We start from the raw sequence: 21747 nt of genomic DNA on the forward strand, positions 1-21747 counted from the left end.
TCAAGATGTTACTAGAAGTCAAAGATTTACAAAAACAATTTAATGGTCACCAGGTGTTAGATGGCGTTGACCTTCAAATTCACCAGGGCGAGGTACTTGTTATCATTGGGCCATCTGGTTCCGGAAAAACTACTTTATTGCGCAACTTAAATTTCTTAGAACATGCTGATTCAGGAACGATGCACTTTGCTGATCAGACGATCGACCTGGGTAAACCTAGTAAACAACAAGTCCAGTGGGTTCGTCGTCATACCGCGATGGTCTTCCAAAATTATAACCTCTTTAAAAATAAGACCGCTCAACAGAACATTGCGGAAGGATTGATTTATGGACATGGGGTGGATGCTAAAACTGCCAATCAGAAGGCCGCACAAGCATTAAAGAACTTGGGCTTGTATGATCGTCGGCACTATTTTCCAACCCAACTGTCTGGTGGTCAGCAGCAACGAATTGGAATTGCGCGGGCGACGGTTTTGAAACCAGAAGTGGTCCTGTTCGATGAACCAACTAGTGCTTTGGATCCTGAGTTGGTGGGGACGGTTCTGAAAGATATGCAGCGCTTAGCTGAAAATGGGCAAACAATGGTCGTGGTTACTCACCAAATGTGGTTTGCCCGCAATGTTGCTAGTCGGGTGGCGTTCTTTGCAGATGGTCAAATTCAGGAGATTGGCAAACCTGCCGACATCTTTGATCATCCCCAAAAGCAACGTACCAAGCAATTCTTGAATGCCTTAGCAGATAACTATTAATAAAGGAGGGTCATCAAAAATGAATAGCCAAAAGATCCTATCAGTAATTTGGCGTGGCTTTCCCAATACCTTGACACTCCTGATTTGGTCATTCATCTTTGCCACTATCTTAGGATTGGCACTGACTTGGCTTGACTTACGAAAGAATAGGTTTGCCCGGGGAATTGCCACGGTCTACCTCAACTTGGTTCGGGGGACACCACCGCTGTTGATGCTACTGATGGCCTATTATGGACTACCAGTCTTGTTGAAGGCAATTGGTATTGACATCGACCATTGGACCAGAATGACGTTTGGGGTTCTGGGACTCACTCTGGGCTGGAGTGGATATTTATCCGAAGCTTTCCGAAGTGCATATCTTTCAGTTGATCGCGGTCAAATAGAAGCAGCGCGGTCAGTTGGAATGCCCGATCGGACAACTTTCTGGCAAATCATCATTCCCCAGGCAGCAATGATTGCCTTGCCGAATATTGAGAATCTAGTTGTTGGGTTGGTCAAAGCAACTTCATTAGTGTATGTTATCGGTCTTTATGATTTGTATAACCAAGCCTCAAATCTTTCCAACCAGACAGCAGGCCTCCATCAGTTACAGATTTTTGTCCTGCTGGCTTTAACTTACTGGCTACTGGTTCTCGTGATTGAAGCCTTGTTCCGTTTGATCCGCCGTCGTTACCGGCAAATGATTTAGGGAGGTGGAGTTCAATGTTTGATATTAATTTTGCTCGTGATTCATTTAGTCAGATTCTGGCAGCCACTCCCCTCACATTGTTGATCACGTTTGGTGCTACGATCATTGGCCTCTTGCTCGCAATCTTAGTGGTCATTGCACGGGAAAAGAAGATTCCCGGATTATCGCAAGTCTTGGCTGTCCTGGTTTCCTTTATTCGGGGAACTCCCATCCTGGTTCAGCTATACGTCGTTTATTATGGTCTGCCACAGTTGCTAGTTTTGATGAAAGGGTGGGGATGGAATACTAATCCTGATGGTTTGCCGGCAATTGTAATTGCCTTCTCGGCCTATGGATTGAATGCCATGGCCAATCTTTCGGAAAGTATTCGCGCAGCATACCATGCTGTTGATCCTGGTCAGTATGAAGCTGCCCTGACAGTGGGGATGAGTCCGGTTAAGGGAATTACTCAAATTGTGATTCCCCAGTTGACTGTAAACCTGATTCCGAACTTCACAAATATTTTTCTTGATTTAATCAAGGATACCGCCCTTGTTTATAACATTGGGTTGGTCGAAATTATGGGACAAGCTAATATTATTTCCTCAATTGGCTTTAAGTACCTAGAAACTTACACTGATGCTCTCGTTATCTACATCATCTTGTGCTGGATCTTTGCACGAATCCTGCGGTTAATTGAAGCACGGTTGCGACAACGTTACGTCATTGCTCAATAGGAGCAGAAAGGAATTGTATTATGAAATTAACTAAATTATTTACTCGTTTATCATTAGCCGGTCTCGTCGCGGCGACGGTTGTGTCAGCTGGGGGAACAGTCCATGCGGCTAAAACCGTGAATGTAGCTGCTCCTAACGGTAATCCAGCTTATATCGTAAACACCGACCACGGTCCGGAAGGTTACTATGGTGAATTAATTAAGAAAATTGATCATGACCTTCCTCAATACAAGTTTAAGACAACCTTTACTTCACAAAATGCGGTTTTTTCCGGACTACAAAGTGGTAAGTACGACATTGCCTTAAACAACTCGTGGTATAACAAACAACGTTTTCAAACTTACTACCACACTCGTGCAGTGGGACTCGATGATTTGCGACTGGTTTATCGGAAGAACGGTAAGAAAGCTGCTTCGTTGAATGAAGTTGCTAAGAAGAACCTCAAATTAGTACCAGTTTCTACTGATGATGCCCGTTACAGTGTTTTACAGGATTACAACAATTCCCACAGTAAGAAAGTTAACTTAAAGGCCATCGGTGACCAATCATCCGCGGATGCCCTAGCTCAAGTAGCCAATGGTAAGTATGATGTTGCTTTATATCCATATGCTGCTTACAAGCAAGTCGCTAATTCCAAAAATGGTAAAAAGCTAACCGCTTCAAAGTCCATTGATCAACGGTCTGCCTACTTGTTAGTTCACAAGAGCAGTCAAAACAAGAAGCTGACTAAAGATCTTAATAAGGAAATTCAGAAGCTTTATAATGACGGTTACTTAGAAAAGTTAACCAAGAAGTACCTGTATGAAAATACGTTTGCATTGCCTAATGCCAAGAAGGAATACAATGCTGAATTCAACAAGTAATTTTTAAAATAAAAAAGAGATCGGCGACAAGCCGGTCTCTTTTTGCTATAACAACTAAAGTAAATTAGTTGTTTTGAAGCTTAGCCATACCATCCTTAGCAACCTTTTCAAGGGCAGCTGCAGAAGCATCCATGGCCTTCTTTTCACGGTCATCTAATGGCAATTCAATAACCTTGTCGATACCGTTTGCAGAAACAACTGCAGGAGTACCAATGTAAAGGTCGTTGATACCGTATTCACCGTTCATTGGAGCACCAACAGGGAGTACAGCATGTTCGTCACGTAAGATGGCACGAGAAATCCGCATCAGGCAGGTAGCAACACCATAGTAGGTAGCACCCTTACGGTTAATGATTTCGTAAGCCTTGTTACGAACGTCATCTTCGATCTTAAGAAGTTGATCCATTGAAACATTGTTTTCCTTAGCAATGTCAAGTAATGGCTTACCACCAATAGTAGCGGTTGAGTAAGCAGCAAATTCAGAGTCACCGTGTTCAGCAACAATGTTTGCGGCAACATCGCGTGGGTCAACGTGGAACAACTTAGCCAAAGCAATACGAAGACGTGATGAGTCCAGTGAAGTACCGGAACCAATAACCTTGTTCTTTGGGAAGCCAGAAAGCTTTTGAACAGCGTAAGTTAAGATGTCAACTGGGTTAGCGGCAATCAAGAAGATACCGTTGAAACCAGACTTAACGATTGGTTCAACAACAGACTTCATGATCTTCAAGTTCTTGTCAACCAATTGAAGACGAGTTTCACCTGGCTTTTGAGGAGCACCAGCAGTGATAACTACCAAGTCAGCGTCCTTGCAAGTGTCGTAATCAGCAGAGTAGATTTGCTTTGGGGCAGTGAAGACAGTAGCATCTTCAAGGTCCAAAGCGTCACCTTCAGTACGCTTCTTAACGATATCAACAATGGCTAATTCTTCAGCCAATCCTTGTTGAACCATTGCGTAAGCATAACTTGAACCAACGGCACCGTCACCGACAAGAACAACTTTTTGATGATTCTTAGACATAATTAAACAGTCTCCCTTTCATCTGTGAATATGCAATTTGAGATTTCTCTCACATATTGATTATACCATTCCTTGTGAAAATTGCTATCAGATTTGGATATAATTCACGAATGTGTTAATTATTCACATATTCATCGAATAAATAAAATTTTGTTTACTTTTCATTAACGGATCCTTTTGCACTCTGTTAACCATGTGATAAAATATATCTGTATCTAAACAATCTATGAATAGGAGGAGGTGATTACCATGCTGAATCAAACCAAACGTTTTATGCGTGACCATGATTTGATGTACAAAAAGGAGTACATTCGTCCGATGATGACTCCCCAACATGTATACGTTTTTCGTTTTGGTAAACATAAACTCAACAACCGGGTAATCATTCGATACTCCCACACTTGGACGGGACGTCTGCGAATTAATGAAATTGACGTTCGTCTGCATCACCAGCATCATCCACGAATCTTTTTGACTGAAGCAGATTTAATTGATTATCTTAAGAGTCACTTTGAAAAAGATGATCAAACGACTAATGATAATAGTGATGAGTAAGTGCGACAGTGATGCTGCATATTAAAGGGGCTGAGCGTAAAACTCAGTCTCTTTTTCATATTGAACAACGGATGGAGGAATATACATGGGCTGGACAGCGATTAAGGTCATTACTACGAATGAGGCAGTTGAAGCGGTTTCGTATATTTTGACTGATGAAGGGGCGGTCGGTGTGCAGATTGATGATGCTGCCGATTTCGCAAAGTTAAAGCCAGGACGGTTTGGCAAACACGGTGAAATTGTTGATCCAAAGACAATCCCTCATCGGGCCTCTGGCGCCGCAATTACTGGTTACTTTCCTGAAAAGACGTTTGTTCCAGAATTAGTGCCGATCATCAAGCAACGGGTTCAGCAATTAGCTCAGTTCGATTTGGATCCGGGAGAGGGGTCCGTTGTTGCTGATCAAGTTAATGATGAAAAATGGGCAACGGTTTGGCAAAAATATTATCATCCATTACGAATAACTAGCCGCTTAACAATTGTCCCTGAATGGGAGAAGTATCAACGCCAGTCACCAGACGAAAAACTTATTATTCTTGACCCAGGAATGGCTTTTGGAACCGGGACGCATCCAACAACGCGGTTGATGTTAGAAGCCCTGGAAATCGTCGTGCGGGGCGGTGAGTCGATGATTGATGTCGGTACAGGGTCTGGGGTGTTGAGCATTGCTGCCAAGCAACTCGGCGCGGATGATATTGCTGCCTATGATATCGACGAAGTGGCAGTTCATTCTGCCAAGCGCAATTTAGCACTGAATCCGGTAGCTTCTGATGTCAAAGTGGGGGTTAACAGTTTACTGGATGGGATTCATACGCAAGTGGACTTGATTGTGGCCAATATTTTAGCGGAAATCATTGTCCCGTTAGTTCCACAAGCAATGGAAAATCTTCGTCCAGGCGGGCACTTCTTAGTATCGGGAATAATTAAGGATAAGGCCGAGTTAGTTCGCAATAAGTTACACGCAGCGGGCTTTATTATTGACCAACAGCTGCGGATGAAGGATTGGTATGGCATGATTGCTCATAAACCAACGGAGGATGAACAGTAATGCAGCACTATTTTGTTAACAGAGCAGTACCTAATCAACGTTTTACATTGCCTGATGATATTAGTCACCACCTTGTAACGGTGCTCCGTGCACAAATAGGAACGCGATTTGAGCTGGTCTTTAATGACCATCAATGCTACTTGGCTGAACTAACATCGACTGCTCCCACAGTTTCAGCAACGATTATTCATGCATTAGGGCGAAATCCAGAACTACCAGTGCATACTGGAATTGCATGTGGAATCCCTAAAACAAAGGAAAAGCCTGAGATGATTGTGCAAAAGGGAACAGAAGTAGGTGTTCAGCAGATCATCTTTTTCGATGCAGAACGATCAATTAGTCACTGGCAAGGTAATAAAAGAGCCCGGAAGCTGGCAAGACTCCAGAAAATTGCCAATTCTGCTGCTGAACAATCACACCGCAATGTGCAACCACAAATTTACTACTGTGATTCACTAAAAGAACTGCTTAACAGCTATCCGGCTACCCATCGTTTGGTTGCCTGGGAAGAATCTGCTAAGCAGGGGGAAACGAGTGCCCTCGTTAAGGTACTTCGCCAAACGACAATTGGGGAATCATTGTTAGCCATCTTTGGCCCTGAAGGTGGCTTAAGCAGCGAAGAAGTTGCCACAATGGAAAGTCAAGGTGTTATTCCAGTTGGTTTAGGACCACGAATTTTACGGACGGAAACAGCACCACTGTACTTTCTATCAGCTGTATCGGTAATTACTGAATTGGTGTCTTCTGATAAAAAGTGAATGTGGTACAATTATGACCACAATATTATAAGTAAGTGTAGGGAAGTAAAGATTAATGAGTGTAAATAAGAGAACTTGGGGAGCAATTGATTTAAAATTATGGGGATTTAGTATTCTCTTTGCGGTCGTGATCCCACTATTGGCTGGTAAATTACATTTAGTTCATCGAACGTGGCTGGTGGGACTATTTTTGCTGATTATCAACACGATCGTGTGTGTCTGGGTTGGTCATTACCTGCGTAGCAATCAGTTGCGGTGGTGGAACATATTTGTCCTGCCCGGATTGTTTTTGATTATGGCCTTCTTCTTTCTTCCGAAGTATACTTGGTATTTTGCAATTTTTTACTTAGGGGTTATTTACCTATCATGGTCAATGATGCAAACTAACAACTAAACAAGGGGTGATTGATGTGTCGGAAGTAAAAGAACTTACTCATGAAGATGTTCAAAAGATGGTTGCCTCATATATGAATGAGGAACACGTTGCCTTGGTAGAAAAGGCCTATCGTTTTGCTGCTATCTGTCATCATGATCAGCGGCGGAAATCTGGCGAACCTTATATTATTCACCCTATTCAAGTAGCTGGTATTTTGGCCAACTTGCAGATGGATCCAGAAACGGTTTGTGCGGGTTACCTTCATGATATTGTTGAGGATACGGGGGCAACTTTGGGTGATATTAAGGAACTTTTTGGCCCTACAATTGCACTCATCGTCGATGGTGATACTAAGCTTGGTAAGATTCAATATAAGTCGAATAAGGAACAAATGGCCGCTACCCACCGGAAACTATTGTTAGCCATGTCTAAGGATATTCGGGTTATGATTGTCAAACTTGCGGACCGCCTCCATAATATGCGGACGCTTCAACATTTACGTCCCGATAAGCAACGACGTATTTCTAATGAAACGTTGGAAATTTATGCACCAATTGCCGACCGATTAGGGATTAGTACGATCAAGTGGGAACTTGAAGATTTATCCCTTCGTTACTTAAACCCGCAACAATACTACCGGATTGTCCACTTAATGAATTCGCGGCGTGATCAACGGGTGGAATATATTGATGAAGCAATCCAAGAAATCAAGAAGGCCATTAGCGATTTAAATCTAGGCCCAAATGTTGAAATTTACGGCCGGCCAAAACACATTTACTCCATTTACCGTAAAATGGTGAACCAGCATAAGCAATTTAGCCAGATTTATGACCTTTTAGCGGTGCGGATTGTTGTCGATTCGATCAAAGATTGCTATGCCGCACTGGGGGCAATTCACACGAACTGGAAGCCAATGCCAGGACGATTTAAGGATTACATTGCGATGCCTAAAGCTAATGGTTATCAGTCATTGCACACGACAATCATTGGCCCTCATGGAAAGCCGCTTGAAGTGCAAATTCGGACCCACCACATGCACCAAGTGGCCGAGTATGGGGTTGCTGCTCACTGGGCCTACAAGGAAGGAAAGACCAACGGTGTCCAGCAGACGAAGGATAGTCAAAAACTGAACGTGGTTAAGGAGATCCTTGAACTACGAAGTGAAAGTCATGGCATAGATGAATTTATGCAAGGGGTCCAAAGTGATGTCTTTACCGACAAGGTGTACGCCTTTACGCCTAAGGGGGATGTTATTGAATTGCCTAAGGGTTCTGGTCCGTTGGATATGGCTTATCAAATTCACACCGAAGTTGGTAATCATACGACAGGAGCAAAGGTCAATGGCCGGATTGTTCCACTAGATTATGAGATTAAGACTGGTGATATTGTCGATATCTTAACTTCCAGTTCATCTGCTGGCCCAAGTGCTGACTGGTTGGACTTAGTGTCAACCCGCCGGGCTCGGAACAAGATTCGGCAGTTTTTCCGTGCTCACAACCGGGACAAGAACATTGAAACGGGAAAGCAAATTGTGGAACATGAGCTCCAAGAGGCGGGCTATGATCCATTTGATTTAATGACTGAGGAAAAGAGCCAACAGGTCGCTAAACAGATGCACTATCAAACGGCTGATGATCTCTTTGCAGCGATTGGTTTTGGTGATATTGCTCCGGTCGGTGCGCGGAATCGCTTTACTGCTGACTTACGACAGAAAGCGGAAGATGATCGTAAGCAGGCCGCTGAAAAGGCGGTTTTGGAAGATCACGAGACTATTCAGAACTCTGACGAACGCCAACAACGGAAACAGGCCAAAGCAACCAGTGAAGGGATCGTGGTTGAAGGGGTCGATAACCTCTTAGTGCGGTTGAGTCATTGTTGTAGTCCAGTACCGGGTGATGATATTGTTGGATACATTACGAAGGGCCGCGGAGTTTCGGTTCACCGTAGTGATTGTCCGAACATCAAGGCCGCTGAAAAGAGCGGCCAGCGAATTGTTTCAGTATACTGGGCCAATCCTGAAGGTGACCGGACTAATTATGATTCTAATATTGAAGTTCAGGGGTATAACCGTAATGGCTTGTTAAATGACGTTTTACGGTCCATTAACAACAATACCCGGTTCTTGAACTCCGTTAACGGAAAAGTGGATCATAATAAGATGGTGACGATTAGTTTGACGATCGGTGTCCGCAACCTCGGGCAGCTTCAGTTTATTATGGATAGTTTGAAAAATATCAAGGACGTTTATGTTGTAAAGCGGATTATTCGTTAAGGAGGACTTACTGTGCGTGTTGTATTACAACGAGTGACTCACGCGTCAGTTTCAATTGATGGTGAGACAGTGGGGGCAATTAAAAAAGGTTATATGCTTCTTGTTGGTTTTGCTCCTGATGATAATGATGAGAAACTGGATTACTTAGTCCATAAGATTGTTAATTTGCGTGTTTTTGAAGATGAAAACGGCAAGATGAACAAGGGCTTGAAGGATGTTGATGGAGCTATTTTGTCAATTTCTCAATTTACCTTATATGCCGATACTAAGCATGGTAACCGGCCTGGATTTACTAATGCTGCCAAGCCGGAGATTGCATCACCGTTATATGACCGTTTCAATGAAAAATTACGGGCTGCGGGTGTGCATGTTGAAACCGGTCATTTTGGTGCAGATATGCAAGTTGATTTAGAAAACGATGGACCCGTTACCATCATTTATGAAAAGTAATATTAAAAGGGTTGCTACCTGCATTCAAGATGCTTGCAGCAACCCTTTTTGTTACCGATTAATAATTTGCCAAGATATTATCTACTGATGGTCCATAGCTTTCCCCGAATAGCACGAGGTGCATGCAAAGGTAGTAGAAACGGTACCATGGAAGACGGTCATTTATTCCTGCCGCCATTGGATAAGTCGCGTTATAACCCTGATAGAAGTCTTGGTTAAAACCACCAAATACTGTTGTCATTGCCAAATCAAATTCTCGGTCTCCGTATACTGTGTCGGGATCAATTAAGTATGGTTGGTGATCAGCAAACATAAAATTACCGGCCCACAGGTCGCCGTGGAGTAAACTAGGCTGAACCTGATGAGTTTGATAATAGTGCTTAAATTGGTCAACCATTTGATTGAAGTGACTTTGCCGCCATGTGTTCCATCGCCCACGCTGACTAGCTACTGCCACTTCTGGAAGTAAACGCTGGTTGACGTAGAAATCAGTCCAGTTATTGTTCCACGAATTATCTTTAACAAGCGCCTTTGTCCGGTGATTTTCCGTGAAGCCGAATTTCCCATTCGGACTCATTTGTTGGTGCATGGTTGCCACTTCTTTACCTAGTTCGAATTGACTACCTGTACTCTCGTTGAGCCAGTTCAGCACTAAGTAGGCATTATTATCAATAACGCCATTATAGATAGGGGTTGGGGTATTGATTATTTTCCCAATAGCCTTTAATCCATTAATTTCATGTTTAAAGTAATCGGCTGGTTGGTTGGGCTGAATTTTAATGAAAAATGACTTATGATCAGCTTGAATGCGGTAAGATTCATTAATGTCACCGCCACTGACTGGGCGAAAACTTTCCATCTTTTGAAATGGTAATTGTTGAAACCACTCTGCATTAATTGCTCCCATTACAAAACCTCCTCTTATCGTTTATTTTCTATTATAAAGAAGCTTCCATTGGCTTGTAAAATTAACAATAAATGTTGATGGTGGTATTGACTTTCATTGTGGGGACTAGTAAGGTAAAAAATGAATTTAATATTAAAAACCAGTAATAAAAGAATGCTCGGTGCCTTTACAAAACAAGCGAGCGGTGATGGTGGAAGGCCGCATGCTAAAGAATCGATTGACACTTTTAATGGTTGGGCAGATTGCTCCGTCACTTGTTGACGTTATCGTTGAGTTGATACCAAGGTGGTACCGTGCATTAAGCACCCTTGCAGATAGCAGGGGTGCTTTTTATTTATTATTGGGTAAAAAGGAGCAGGCGAGAATGAAGAGAACGAATTATTGTGGAGACACAAATGAAAAACAAGTCGGTCAAGAAGTTGTCTTGAAGGGCTGGGTCGCTAAGCGGCGTAACCTTGGTGGCTTGATTTTTATTGACTTATGGGATCGTGAAGGAATTGTTCAGCTGGTCTTCAATGAAAAGGTGAATGAAGAAGCCTTTAAGGTTGCCAATGCTGTTCGGAACCAATATGTACTAGAAGTCCGGGGAAAAGTTCAATTGCGGGCTGATAAGGAAATTAACCCTGACATGAAGACCGGTAAAGTCGAAGTCGCTGTGGAAGAAGTTCACGTATTAGCACAATCCGAAACAACGCCATTTGACATTGCTGATAATGTTGATGCCACTGAAGATTTGCGGATGAAGTACCGTTACCTTGACCTTCGTCGTCCAGAAATGATGAAGAAGCTAATGTTACGTTCAAAGGTAACCCATGTTATTCACCGGTATTTTGAAAAACACGGTTTCTTAGATGTTGAAACCCCCGACCTGACCCGGTCAACACCAGAAGGGGCTCGGGATTACATTGTTCCATCACGGGTTTATCCAGGACACTTCTATGCTTTACCACAGTCGCCACAATTATTTAAACAGTTGTTGATGGCTGCCGGGGTTGATAAGTATTACCAAATTGCCAAGTGCTTCCGTGATGAAGATCTTCGTGGGGACCGTCAACCTGAATTTACCCAGGTTGATACTGAAATGTCATTTGCTACTCCTCAAGAGATCCAAGATATGACCGAAGGCTTAATCAAGGATGTTATGAAGGAAGTTCTCAACATCGATGTTAAGACCCCATTCCCACGGATGGAATGGCAGGATGCAATGGATAAGTATGGGACGGATAAGCCTGATACTCGATTCGGAATGCTTATTCATGACTTGAATGATATCGTCAAAGATTCTTCATTTAAGGTCTTCTCTGGTACAGTTGCTGATGGTAACTATGTACGCGCCATTGCTGTTCCGGGTGGTGCTGACAAGTACTCACGAAAGGATATTTCAAAATTAGAGGACTACATTAAGCGTTATGGTGCAAAAGGCCTTGCTTGGGTTAAGGTCACAGCAGATGGCTACAATGGACCAGTTGCAAAGTTCTTAGCGGATAAAGAAGACGCAATTAATGCTGAACTTGGCGCTAAGGCTGGTGACCTTATCCTCTTTGTTGCTGGTAGTTTCCACGTAGTTTGTGATTCTCTTGGTTACCTACGGCGGCACTTTGGTCACGAATTAGGGTTAACCAATCCAAATCAATGGAATTACGTTTGGGTTGTTAACTGGCCAATGTTTGAATATGATGAAGGGTTTGGTAAGTGGATTGCTGCTCACCACCCATTCACTATGTTGAATCCTGAAGACCTTCATTACTTGGAAGATGGCGAAGATCCTCATAAAGCTCACGCCCAGAGTTATGATATTGTCTTGAATGGTCAAGAAATCGGTGGCGGTTCGATCCGTATCCATGATCCAAAGGTTCAAGAGAAGGTTCTGAAGGCTCTTGGCTACACTAAGGAACGGGCAGAAGCACGGTTTGGGTTCTTGCTGAAGGCCTTGACGATGGGGATGCCTCCTGAAGGTGGTTTAGCTATTGGCTTGGATCGTTGGGTAATGTTCCTTTCTCAGACTGATAATATCCGGGATGTCATTGCCTTCCCTAAGAATTCGAAGGCAGTTGAACCATTAACTGCCGCTCCAGGAAAAGTTAGTCAACAACAACTGGATGACTTGAAGATCGAGTTTGGCGACAAGGTCGATTATAAGTTAGATAAGTAAATTGAATATGAAAAGAGCGTGGAGCCAATTCATTGGCTTCACGCTCTTTTCATTTGTAATTATTTCAATATCTTTTTCAAAAATTCTTGGGCACGAGGGCTCGTAGGATGAGCAAAGAAGTCTTCCGGCTTGCCTGTTTCTTGGATGTAGCCATCAGCCATAAACCAAATTTGATCGGCCACTTCTTTAGCAAACCCCATTTCGTGGGTGACAACAACCATTGTCATTCCCGAAGCAGCGAGGTCACGCATTACTTTTAGTACTTCATCAACCATTTCAGGATCAAGGGCACTAGTCGGTTCATCGAATAGCATTACTTGCGGATCCATAGCGAGAGCTCGGGCAATGGCCACCCGTTGCTTTTGACCACCGGATAACTGATCAGGGTATTGATCAGCCTTGTCAGCCAAGCCAACCTGTTTTAATAATTTCATTGCCGTTGACTTGGCTTGTTCCTCATTAGTTCCTTTAACTTTAATTGGGGCAATCATGATGTTCTTTAGAACGGACATGTTAGGGAAGAGATTAAAGCCTTGAAAAACCATGCCCATCTTTTGTCGAATGTGATCTAAAGCCTTGTCACTGAGGCCCACCAATTCTTGACCTTCAAAGAGTACCTGACCACTAGTAGGTTGTTCCAGACCATTTAAACAACGAAGAAAGGTACTTTTACCAGCTCCTGAAGGACCAATAACACAAATGACTTGTCCTTGGTTAACGTGTTCACTGATATTTTTCAGGACAATATTATCTTTAAACTTCTTTTGTAAGTCTTTAACTTCGATCATTTTAGTGGGCATATTTCATCTTCCTTTCAAAGTGCAGTAAAATCCGGGAAAGGGTAAAGGTAAGAACAAAGTAGATCAACATGGTGATGAATAATGGAAGGACCCCTTTATAGGTTGCCGACTGGACCAGTTGCGTTTCGTACATTAACTCACCAACTCCAATAACAGAAACTAATGAACTATCTTTTAACAGGGTAATTAGTTCGTTTCCTAAAGCTGGCCAAATATTCTTTAGAGCTTGCGGCATAATAACTTCTTGGAAGGTGGTCTTTTTACTCATTCCAAGACTCCGCGCTGCTTCGGTTTGGCCCAGGGGAATCGATTGAATCCCTGAACGGATGATTTCCGCAACGTAGGCCCCTGAGTTCAGGGAGACAGCAATAATTCCGGCAATCAGCGCTGGCATTGATTGAATAATTGCCCCAATGCCGAAATAAACAAACATAATCTGAACCATCATTGGGGTACCACGCAAGAACTCAATGTAACAAACGGCGATTGAGTGTAATAGTTTGTTCTTTGATAACCGCATAAGTGCGAAGAGCGTACCCAAGATGAAACCAAAGAAGACGGATAATACAGTAATGATTAAGGTATATTCAACCCCTTTAGTAAAGTAGCGCCAGTAGGATAGTACAGTATTTTGCTTTTTATAAGATTTCATGTGCGAAGCTGCAGCGGGCAGGTACTTCTTATTAATTAGGTCTTTTTGCTGTACGTTAGCAATCGTCTGGTTAGCGGCGGCCCGTAGTGAGTTATCGCCCTTGTGGAATGCCATCGCTGTTCCAGGCACCTTAGTATTCATGGGCACTTTGATGGCTGCTAAGTTAGAATTGTTTTCCGCATAGGCTTTAGCAGTTGCTGCATCGGCCATCACGGCATCAACTTTGTGTGACTGTAAACCGATTACCAATTGGGATAGCTTGGCCAGTCCTTTAACTTTAGCACCGGGGATGTCATCCTTAGCCATTGTATATTGGGTGGTTCCATTTTGAGCGCCAATGGTCTTGCCTTTGTAGTCGCTTAACTTTTTGAATTCCGCCTGATCACTCTTGTTGACCAGCATGTAACTGTGGCCAGTGTAGTAACTATTGGAAAAGTCAACACTCTTCTTACGTTCAGGAGTGGCATTCATTCCTGCAATTACACAGTCAACCTTACCAGTTTCCAACGCAACCAGGAGGGAATCAAAATCCATGTTCTTGATGACTAGCTTAACACCAAGATCCTTAGCAAATTGACGGGCCATGTCCATTTCAAAACCAACGTATTTCGTTTTTCCATGATCTTTGGTAGTAAATTCATATGGCGGGTAGTCTGCACTGGTTCCAACGACTAACGTCCCTTTTTGCTTGATTCGCTGAAGCGAGTCGTCAGTAGTGGTTACCTGACTGCTAGAACTGCTGGCGGAACTGCTACTAGAACTAGCAGCAAATGCGCCGAGGGGACTAACAATCAGGCTAATACAAAGTGTCAGTAATAATAGTAAAATATGGTGTTTTTTCATTAGCCTTCTACTCCTCTTTCAAATGTTGGTGACTAATATACACTTAATAGATTAAATATGCAAGATATTTTAGTAAAAACGATTAAAAATACTAAAATATGCAATAAAATGAATAAATACGTGGATGCTAGCTCGATAATTATTACCATTAGTTAAATAAAAAAAGTTGGTAATCAATATTGACAGTCTGAAACGAATTAGGTACAATTTCTTTTGTAGTGTGAAGATTGCAGATGCAATCTCTGATACGTAACTTTAAGCTCGGAGGGAGGGAATCAACATGTCAAAAACAGTCGTTCGTAAGAATGAATCTTTGGATGACGCTCTTCGACGCTTTAAACGTTCAGTTTCACGTAACGGAACTTTGCAAGAATACCGCAAACGCGAATTCTACGAAAAGCCAAGTGTAAAACGTAAGTTGAAATCCGAAGCGGCACGTAAGCGCAAGAACAAGCGCCGTCGTCGTTATTAATTCCAATAGCTCCTACCAAGCCTTGGTAGGAGCTTTTTAGTATACAAGGGGGTTAATCAAATGAGTTTATTACAAGATTTAACTAAAGATATGGTTGCGGCTATGAAGAGTCGTGATAAGGAAACTTTGAATACTGTTCGGATGCTGAAGGCCGCTGTCAAGAATGAACAAATTGATAAGGGTCACGATCTGACGCCAGATGAAGAAGTTGCCGTAATGTCACGGGAATACAAGCAACGGAAAGAATCTTTAGAAGAATTTGAGAAGGCCGGTCGTGATGACCTGGTAAAGCAAACGCAGGCTGAAATGAAGGTTGTTGAGAAGTTCTTACCAAAGCAGTTATCTGCTGATGAAGTTAAGAAGGTTGTTGACGACACGATTGACCAGTTAGGCGCTTCCGGGATGAAAGACTTTGGTAAAGTCATGGGAGCTGCCATGGGTAAGCTGAAAGGGCAAGCCGATGGTAAGGTTGTCAACCAGACTGTTAAGGCAGAATTGAACAAATAGGACCTTATTGCTCATTGCAGGTGCTTATTAATGCCTGTGTAAAGAAGGGACGAATAGTTATGTGCACTTCAGTTATTTATACGGTAGGCGATGCATATTTTGGTCGCAACCTGGATCTAGAAGTATCTTTCGGTCAACAAGTAGTAATTATGCCGCGTGATTTTGCCCTACATTTTCGTAAACTGCCAACCATCGCTCATCACTATGCAATCACCGGGATGGCACTCGTCCAGGATAACTACCCGCTATATTTTGATGGTGCCAATGAGAAGGGCTTAGGGATGGCTGGATTAAACTTTGATGGTCCGGCACATTACTTCCCAGAACAGACTGATAAACAGAATGTGACTCCATTTGAATTTGTGCCTTACGTTCTTGGTCAGTGTGCAACGGTTGCTGAAGCAAAGAAACTATTAAAGAATGTTAGTTTGATTAATATTAACTTCTCTGATAAGTTAGCGCTGTCGCCATTGCATTGGTTAATTGCTGATAAAAGTGGGGCATCGATTGTTGTTGAATCAACCACTGCGGGATTAAACGTTTACGATAATCCAGTGGGAGTTTTAACCAATAATCCGGAATTCCCCCAACAATTGCAAAATTTGGCTAATTACCAGAGTGTTTCGCCAGCTAATCCAGAAAACACATTAGCGGTTAACTTATCGTTACCAGTGTACAGTCGCGGACTGGGGTCGCATTTTCTTCCAGGCGGGATGGACTCTGAAAGTCGGTTTGTCAAAGTCGCTTTTACGAAAGAAAATGCCCCTGTTGGTAAAACAGAGGATGAGAACGTTATCAACTACTTTCACATTCTTCATTCTGTGGAACAACAAAAGGGACTGGATGAAGTCGCACCAAATACATTTGAATACACGATCTATTCTGATGGAATGGATTTAACGACCGGAACCTTTTATTACACCACCTACACTAATAACCAAATTAATGCTGTTAAGATGCCAAAAGATCATTTAGATCAAGATCAACTAATGACGTTTGACTTGCAAGACAAGCCGACCATTAATTACCAAAACTAATAATTACGTAAATAGCGTGAAGATCAGCGGAATGCCGTTAATCTTCATGCTATTTTTTATACAGAAATATATTCAATTTATAGTATATTTACCCAAAATTTAAATAAATTTAGTATAAAGTATTGATTTTTATTCATTGACCGTGTATTGTATTTATCAACTTACAAAATATAACTTTAATTTGGAGGATGAGAATATGAGTAAAGAAAAAATTGTGTTAGCTTATTCTGGTGGTTTAGATACCTCCGTTGCTATAGCCTGGTTAAAGGATAAAGGTTATGACGTCATTGCATGTTGTATTGATGTTGGTGAAGGGCTTGACTTAGAAGCCATTAAGGAAAAGGGAACTAAGGTTGGAGCTTGGAAGTCCGTAGTGATTGATGCTAAGGAAGACTTCGCTGAACAATTTGTTTTACCAGCCCTTCAAGCCCATGCAATGTATGAAGAAGCATACCCGCTTGTTTCTGCTCTTTCTCGTCCTCTGATCGTGCAAAAATTAGTGGCAGTTGCTAAACAATACGGGGCCACTGCCATCGCTCATGGTTGTACTGGTAAAGGTAACGACCAAGTTCGTTTTGAAGCTGGCATCCACGCCCTGGCACCAGAGATGAAGATTGAAGACCCCATTCGTGATTGGCATTGGTCACGGGAAGAAGAAATTCAATATGCGAAGGATCATGGTATCCCCGTTCCAATTACGAAGGCGAGTCCATATTCAATCGACGAAAACCTATGGGGCCGGGCAAACGAATGTGGGATCCTGGAAGATCCATGGGTTGCTGCACCTGCAGACGCCTATGCACGGACAGTTGCTATCGAAGATACTCCTGACACCCCGACTACTATTCAAATTACCTTTACAGAAGGGGTGCCAACTGCCATTGATGGCGAAGAAATGCCATTAGCTAAATTAATCATGAAATTGGACAAATTAGCTGGTGCCAATGGGATCGGACGGATTGACCATGTTGAGAACCGGTTAGTAGGTATTAAGTCACGGGAAATTTATGAATGTCCAGCAGCAACGGTTTTACTAGCTGCTCATAAAGATTTGGAAGACCTAACTGAGGAACGTGAAGTGGCACACTTTAAGCCGATTGTTGAGCATCAAATGAGTCAATTAATTTACAATGGCCTTTGGTACTCACCATTAATGAATGCCTTAGTAGCGTTTATTGATCAAACGCAAAAGGTCGTTAATGGGGTAGTCAGAGTAAAGTTATTTAAAGGAAACGTGGTTTGTGAAGGTCGGAAGTCACCTAATTCGCTTTATGATAAGAACCTGGCAACATATACCTCGGCTGATGAATTCGACCAGGAAGCAGCAACTGGCTTTATTAAACTGTGGGAACTTCCCGATAAGGTATATGGTCAGGTCCAAGCCAAGGCTAATAAAGGTCACTTAGCGGCATCAAATAATAAAGGAGATTTTGCCCATGCCAATTAAACGAATGTGGGGCGGCCGTTTTGAATCCGCTGGTAGCGACTTAGTGAATCATTTTGGCGCTTCCATTCAGTTTGATCAGGAAATGGCAGAAGAGGATTTGGAAGGATCATTGGCCCACGTCAAGATGTTGGGGGCTACTGGAATTCTTTCCCCAGACGATGCTGACAAGATTGAACAGGGACTGCATACTTTGCAGAAAAAACTCCATGCGGGGGAACTCCATTTTTCGATTGACAACGAAGACATTCATATGAATATGGAAGCCTTATTAACAGCTGAAATTGGTCCTGTCGCTGGCAAGCTTCATACTGCCAGAAGTCGGAATGATCAAGTTGCTACTGACTTTCATCTGTATTTGTTGAAGCGTCTTCCGAAGGTGATTGCGGCGATTCGTCACTTGCAAGCGGTATTAGTTGCAAAAGCAGCAAATAATGTGGAAACGATTATGCCCGGTTATACACATATGCAACATGCTCAGCCGATTTCGTATGGTCAATATTTGATGGCATACTTTCAAATGTTCCAACGGGACGTTGAACGGTTTGAATTTAACGTTAAACATACCAGCCTCTCCCCATTAGGAGCGGCAGCTTTAGCTGGGACCACTTTCCCGATTGATCGTTCAATGACCGCTAAAGAATTAGGCTTTGCTGATATTTATGCTAACTCGATGGACGCTGTATCTGACCGCGATTTTGCTATGGAATTTCTTAGTAATGCTAGTATTTTGATGACCCACCTTTCGCGGCTATGCGAGGAAGTTATTTATTGGTGCTCGTACGAATTTGGCTATCTTAGTTTAGCTGATAGTTACTCCACGGGTAGTTCCATCATGCCTCAGAAGAAGAACCCTGACATGGCAGAGCTGATTCGGGGGAAAAGCGGCCGGGTTAACGGGCACCTCATTGCTTTACTAACAACGATGAAGAGCTTACCGCTAGCCTATAATAAAGATATGCAAGAGGATAAGGAAGGGGTATTTGATACTGTTAAAACGATTATTCCGAGCTTGAAAGTGATGGCGGGAATGTTAGACACGGCGACCGTTAATAAAGAACGGATGGCACAGGCGACTCAACACGATTTCTCAAATGCCACCGAGTTGGCTGATTATTTGGCAACCAAGGGCATTCCGTTCCGCCAAGCGCATGAAATTGTTGGCGAATTGGTCTTGAAGGGATTGAAAACGGGGGTAGGGTTGGCTGGCATCCCATTAGCTGAGTACCAACAAATTGATCCCCGGATTGGTGAAGACGTTTACCATGACCTCCAGTCCGAGGTTGCGGTTGAACGGCGGCATTCAGCTGGTGGTACGGGCTTTGATCAAGTCAAACTGCAGATCAAACAGGCTCAACACCTTCTTAAAGCAGCCCAGAAAGCTCAGAATTAAGTTATAAATATCCAGTTAAAGAGGGATTCCAACTAGTGGTTTGTACCAGTGTTGGGATCCCTTTAGTTAATGATCTCAAATACTTGCAACCCGCTGAGCTATGATATAATCTGAATTGAAACTATTTTATTACCAAAGGAGATTGCTTTCTTGGCAGATACACAGGACGAAATTGAACAAATATTTAAAATCGCTAGCCCCGAAATTGAGGTCGGCATTTTAGGCGCGCAGGATAAGTTTGTATCCCTATATGAACAGGGAATGGATGTTACCGTTAATCCCTTCGGTGAGGACATTAAAATCAAGGGACGACCAGAAGATGTCAAGCTGACGGCGGATGTTTTCCATGCCTTGATGGGTGTCATTGAACAGGGGATCCATATTCATAGTACGGATATTGTCTCAGCAATGAAGATGGCGCACCGAGGCACCCTGGAGTACTTTGCTGACTTATATAGTGAAACAATTATTAAAGATCGCCGGGGTCGTTCAATCCGTGTTAAGAACTTTGGCCAACGTCAATACGTTAATGCCATGAAGCATAATGATATTACTTTTGGAATAGGTCCAGCCGGAACTGGGAAGACTTACTTAGCAGTTGCAATGGCTGTGGCAGCTTTGAAACGCGGCGAAGTTGAACGAATTATTTTAACCCGGCCTGCCGTTGAAGCGGGGGAAAGTCTGGGCTTCTTACCGGGTGATTTGCAAGAAAAGGTTGACCCGTATCTCCGACCAATCTATGATGCGTTGAATGATATTTTTGGTGCCGACCATACCCAACGGTTAATGGAACGGGAAATTATTGAAGTTGCTCCGTTGGCTTATATGCGTGGAAGGACCTTAGATGGTGCGTTTGTTATTCTTGATGAAGCGCAAAACACGACCAATGCCCAAATGAAGATGTTTCTCACTCGGTTGGGCTTTGGTTCTAAGATGGTGGTCAATGGTGATATTTCACAGATTGATTTACCTCATGGTACCCGGTCTGGATTAGTATCTGCTCAGCGCATTTTAAAAGATATTAAGTCCATTAAATTTGTTCAATTTAGCGCCGAAGATGTTGTCCGCCACCCAGTGGTCGCACGAATTATTACTGCTTATGAAGACTCAACCGCTAAACATCTAGCTAAGCAGGACGCTGCTCGTGAAGAGGCTGCTCGCCAAACAAAGGAGTAGGAAAAATGGATCTGGAAGTTTTCGATCATACAGAAGATGGAGTTGCTCAATCCCAATTAGACTTAGTCAACCACTTACTAGAATATGCAGGAAACTATTTGCACCTGGCTGACAATACTGAGGTTTCAGTAACCCTGGTTAATAACCCAGAAATCAAGAAACTGAACAACGAATACCGGGGAGTAGATCGGGCAACTGATGTCCTCTCATTTGCTGCAGAAGAAAATGGGGACGAAACACCAATTATCATGGATCCGGAAATGGCGGCTGAACTGCCAACCAACCTTGGGGACCTATTTATTTCAGTTGATAAAGTTGGTGAGCAGGCTAAGTTTCTTGGCCATTCTGTTGACCGTGAATTAGGTTTCTTAGTGGTTCACGGTTTTTTGCACTTAAACGGCTATGACCACGAAAAACCAGCTGACGAAAAGAAAATGTTTAGTTTACAAGCGGAGATACTAGATTCATATGGTCTCAAAAGATAATCATCACCAGACAGGTAAAAATCATCACTTAATTCAGGCAATGGGTCACGCCATTGATGGGATTTATGATGTTCTTAGTGAAGAACGTAATATGCGCTATCATTTATTAGCGGGCGTAACAGTCGTTATTTGCGGCTTTATTGTTCATATTTCCCGTTTTGAATGGATGTGGATCCTATTAGCTATCTTACTGGTCTTTTCTGCCGAGTTTTTGAATACAGTGACTGAAGCAGTGACAGACTTACTCAGTGAACACCACTATGACCGCTATGTTAAACGGGCCAAAGATGTTGCGGCAGGGGGAGTACTGTTAACTGCTATTTTTGCCGTATTGATTGGCCTGTTGGTATTTATCCCAGCAATAATGCGTTTGTGGTAATAGG

At 42.8% G+C, this 21747-nt stretch carries 23 protein-coding genes; 19 read left to right on the plus strand and 4 right to left on the minus strand.

Going from position 1 to position 21747, the window contains the following annotated elements:
- Positions 1–5 precede the first annotated feature (5 nt).
- Genes FD27_RS04905 through FD27_RS04920 form a run of 4 tightly spaced genes read left to right on the plus strand, consistent with a single transcriptional unit; the run spans position 6 to position 3016 of the window.
- Positions 6–749, plus strand: coding sequence for an amino acid ABC transporter ATP-binding protein (locus FD27_RS04905; protein WP_057750413.1), 744 nt, complete (start codon positions 6–8; stop codon positions 747–749).
- 19 nt (positions 750–768) lie between these two features.
- Positions 769–1437, plus strand: a complete 669-nt coding sequence (locus FD27_RS04910; RefSeq protein WP_057750417.1) for an amino acid ABC transporter permease — start codon at positions 769–771, stop codon at positions 1435–1437.
- A 14-nt stretch (positions 1438–1451) separates the two neighbouring features.
- A complete protein-coding gene (locus FD27_RS04915; protein ID WP_057750420.1) occupies positions 1452–2153 on the plus strand; it encodes an amino acid ABC transporter permease in 702 nt (233 codons plus the stop codon).
- 20 nt (positions 2154–2173) lie between these two features.
- Positions 2174–3016 (plus strand): transporter substrate-binding domain-containing protein, encoded by an 843-nt coding sequence (locus tag FD27_RS04920; protein WP_057750423.1) that lies wholly within the window; start codon positions 2174–2176, stop codon positions 3014–3016.
- 64 nt (positions 3017–3080) lie between these two features.
- Here the strand turns inward: FD27_RS04920 and FD27_RS04925 are convergent, their stop codons facing one another.
- The gene (locus FD27_RS04925; RefSeq protein ID WP_057750426.1) at positions 3081–4037 is read right to left on the minus strand and encodes an L-lactate dehydrogenase; all 957 of its coding nucleotides are present in this window, start codon (positions 4035–4037) and stop codon (positions 3081–3083) included.
- 273 nt (positions 4038–4310) lie between these two features.
- On the opposite strand from FD27_RS04925, the gene FD27_RS04930 reads away from it, so the two are divergent.
- From FD27_RS04930 to dtd, 6 genes are all read left to right on the plus strand, one after another.
- Positions 4311–4592 (plus strand): hypothetical protein, encoded by a 282-nt coding sequence (locus FD27_RS04930; protein ID WP_057752027.1) that lies wholly within the window; start codon positions 4311–4313, stop codon positions 4590–4592.
- A gap of 85 nt (positions 4593–4677) precedes the next feature.
- The gene (gene prmA / locus FD27_RS04935) at positions 4678–5640 is read left to right on the plus strand and encodes a 50S ribosomal protein L11 methyltransferase (RefSeq protein ID WP_057750429.1); all 963 of its coding nucleotides are present in this window, start codon (positions 4678–4680) and stop codon (positions 5638–5640) included.
- A complete protein-coding gene (locus FD27_RS04940; protein ID WP_057750432.1) occupies positions 5640–6398 on the plus strand; it encodes an RsmE family RNA methyltransferase in 759 nt (252 codons plus the stop codon). Before prmA ends, FD27_RS04940 begins: the two co-directional genes overlap by 1 nt.
- Before the next feature lie 55 nt (positions 6399–6453).
- Positions 6454–6792 (plus strand): hypothetical protein, encoded by a 339-nt coding sequence (locus tag FD27_RS04945; protein ID WP_057750435.1) that lies wholly within the window; start codon positions 6454–6456, stop codon positions 6790–6792.
- Between the two features lie 16 nt (positions 6793–6808).
- Positions 6809–9046 (plus strand): RelA/SpoT family protein, encoded by a 2238-nt coding sequence (locus tag FD27_RS04950; protein ID WP_057750438.1) that lies wholly within the window; start codon positions 6809–6811, stop codon positions 9044–9046.
- Positions 9047–9058: 12 nt separating this feature from the next.
- Entirely contained in the window at positions 9059–9496 is a 438-nt protein-coding gene (gene dtd, locus FD27_RS04955; RefSeq protein ID WP_057750442.1) for a D-aminoacyl-tRNA deacylase, read from the plus strand.
- A 58-nt stretch (positions 9497–9554) separates the two neighbouring features.
- Here the strand turns inward: dtd and FD27_RS04960 are convergent, their stop codons facing one another.
- Positions 9555–10403 carry a fructosamine kinase family protein gene (locus tag FD27_RS04960; RefSeq protein ID WP_057750446.1) on the minus strand — a complete coding sequence of 283 codons (849 nt, stop codon included), beginning with the start codon at positions 10401–10403 and terminating at the stop codon, positions 9555–9557.
- A gap of 364 nt (positions 10404–10767) precedes the next feature.
- Here FD27_RS04960 and aspS point away from each other — a divergent pair, with 364 nt between their 5' ends.
- Positions 10768–12555: an aspartate--tRNA ligase gene (aspS, locus tag FD27_RS04965; RefSeq protein ID WP_057750448.1), complete on the plus strand. Its 1788-nt coding sequence runs from the start codon at positions 10768–10770 to the stop codon at positions 12553–12555.
- Positions 12556–12614: 59 nt separating this feature from the next.
- Here aspS and FD27_RS04970 read toward each other — a convergent pair whose 3' ends face one another.
- Both FD27_RS04970 and FD27_RS04975 read right to left on the minus strand, forming a co-directional pair.
- Positions 12615–13355: an amino acid ABC transporter ATP-binding protein gene (locus FD27_RS04970; protein ID WP_057750451.1), complete on the minus strand. Its 741-nt coding sequence runs from the start codon at positions 13353–13355 to the stop codon at positions 12615–12617.
- Complete coding sequence (locus FD27_RS04975; protein ID WP_057750454.1) at positions 13345–14850, minus strand: ABC transporter substrate-binding protein/permease; 1506 nt, start codon at positions 14848–14850, stop codon at positions 13345–13347. The genes FD27_RS04970 and FD27_RS04975 overlap by 11 nt, the downstream gene beginning before the upstream one ends.
- Before the next feature lie 280 nt (positions 14851–15130).
- Between FD27_RS04975 and rpsU the strand changes: the two genes are divergently transcribed.
- The 8 genes from rpsU to FD27_RS05015 all read left to right on the plus strand — a co-directional run bounded on the left by rpsU (position 15131) and on the right by FD27_RS05015 (position 21743).
- Positions 15131–15322 carry a 30S ribosomal protein S21 gene (gene rpsU, locus FD27_RS04980; RefSeq protein ID WP_057750458.1) on the plus strand — a complete coding sequence of 64 codons (192 nt, stop codon included), beginning with the start codon at positions 15131–15133 and terminating at the stop codon, positions 15320–15322.
- A 60-nt stretch (positions 15323–15382) separates the two neighbouring features.
- Positions 15383–15829, plus strand: a complete 447-nt coding sequence (locus FD27_RS04985; protein ID WP_057750461.1) for a GatB/YqeY domain-containing protein — start codon at positions 15383–15385, stop codon at positions 15827–15829.
- A 59-nt stretch (positions 15830–15888) separates the two neighbouring features.
- Positions 15889–16866, plus strand: a complete 978-nt coding sequence (gene bsh, locus FD27_RS04990) for a choloylglycine hydrolase (protein ID WP_057750462.1) — start codon at positions 15889–15891, stop codon at positions 16864–16866.
- 196 nt (positions 16867–17062) lie between these two features.
- Complete coding sequence (locus tag FD27_RS04995) at positions 17063–18313, plus strand: argininosuccinate synthase (protein WP_057750465.1); 1251 nt, start codon at positions 17063–17065, stop codon at positions 18311–18313.
- Positions 18303–19703, plus strand: coding sequence for an argininosuccinate lyase (argH, locus tag FD27_RS05000; RefSeq protein WP_057750468.1), 1401 nt, complete (start codon positions 18303–18305; stop codon positions 19701–19703). The genes FD27_RS04995 and argH overlap by 11 nt, the downstream gene beginning before the upstream one ends.
- 150 nt (positions 19704–19853) lie before the next feature.
- Entirely contained in the window at positions 19854–20879 is a 1026-nt protein-coding gene (locus FD27_RS05005; RefSeq protein WP_057750470.1) for a PhoH family protein, read from the plus strand.
- A gap of 5 nt (positions 20880–20884) precedes the next feature.
- Entirely contained in the window at positions 20885–21364 is a 480-nt protein-coding gene (ybeY, locus tag FD27_RS05010; protein ID WP_057750473.1) for an rRNA maturation RNase YbeY, read from the plus strand.
- Entirely contained in the window at positions 21348–21743 is a 396-nt protein-coding gene (locus FD27_RS05015) for a diacylglycerol kinase family protein (RefSeq protein WP_057750476.1), read from the plus strand. Before ybeY ends, FD27_RS05015 begins: the two co-directional genes overlap by 17 nt.
- Positions 21744–21747 lie beyond the last annotated feature (4 nt).

Origin of the sequence: Limosilactobacillus frumenti DSM 13145 (assembly GCF_001436045.1) — a bacterium.
GTDB classification, from domain to species: Bacteria; Bacillota; Bacilli; order Lactobacillales; family Lactobacillaceae; genus Limosilactobacillus; species Limosilactobacillus frumenti.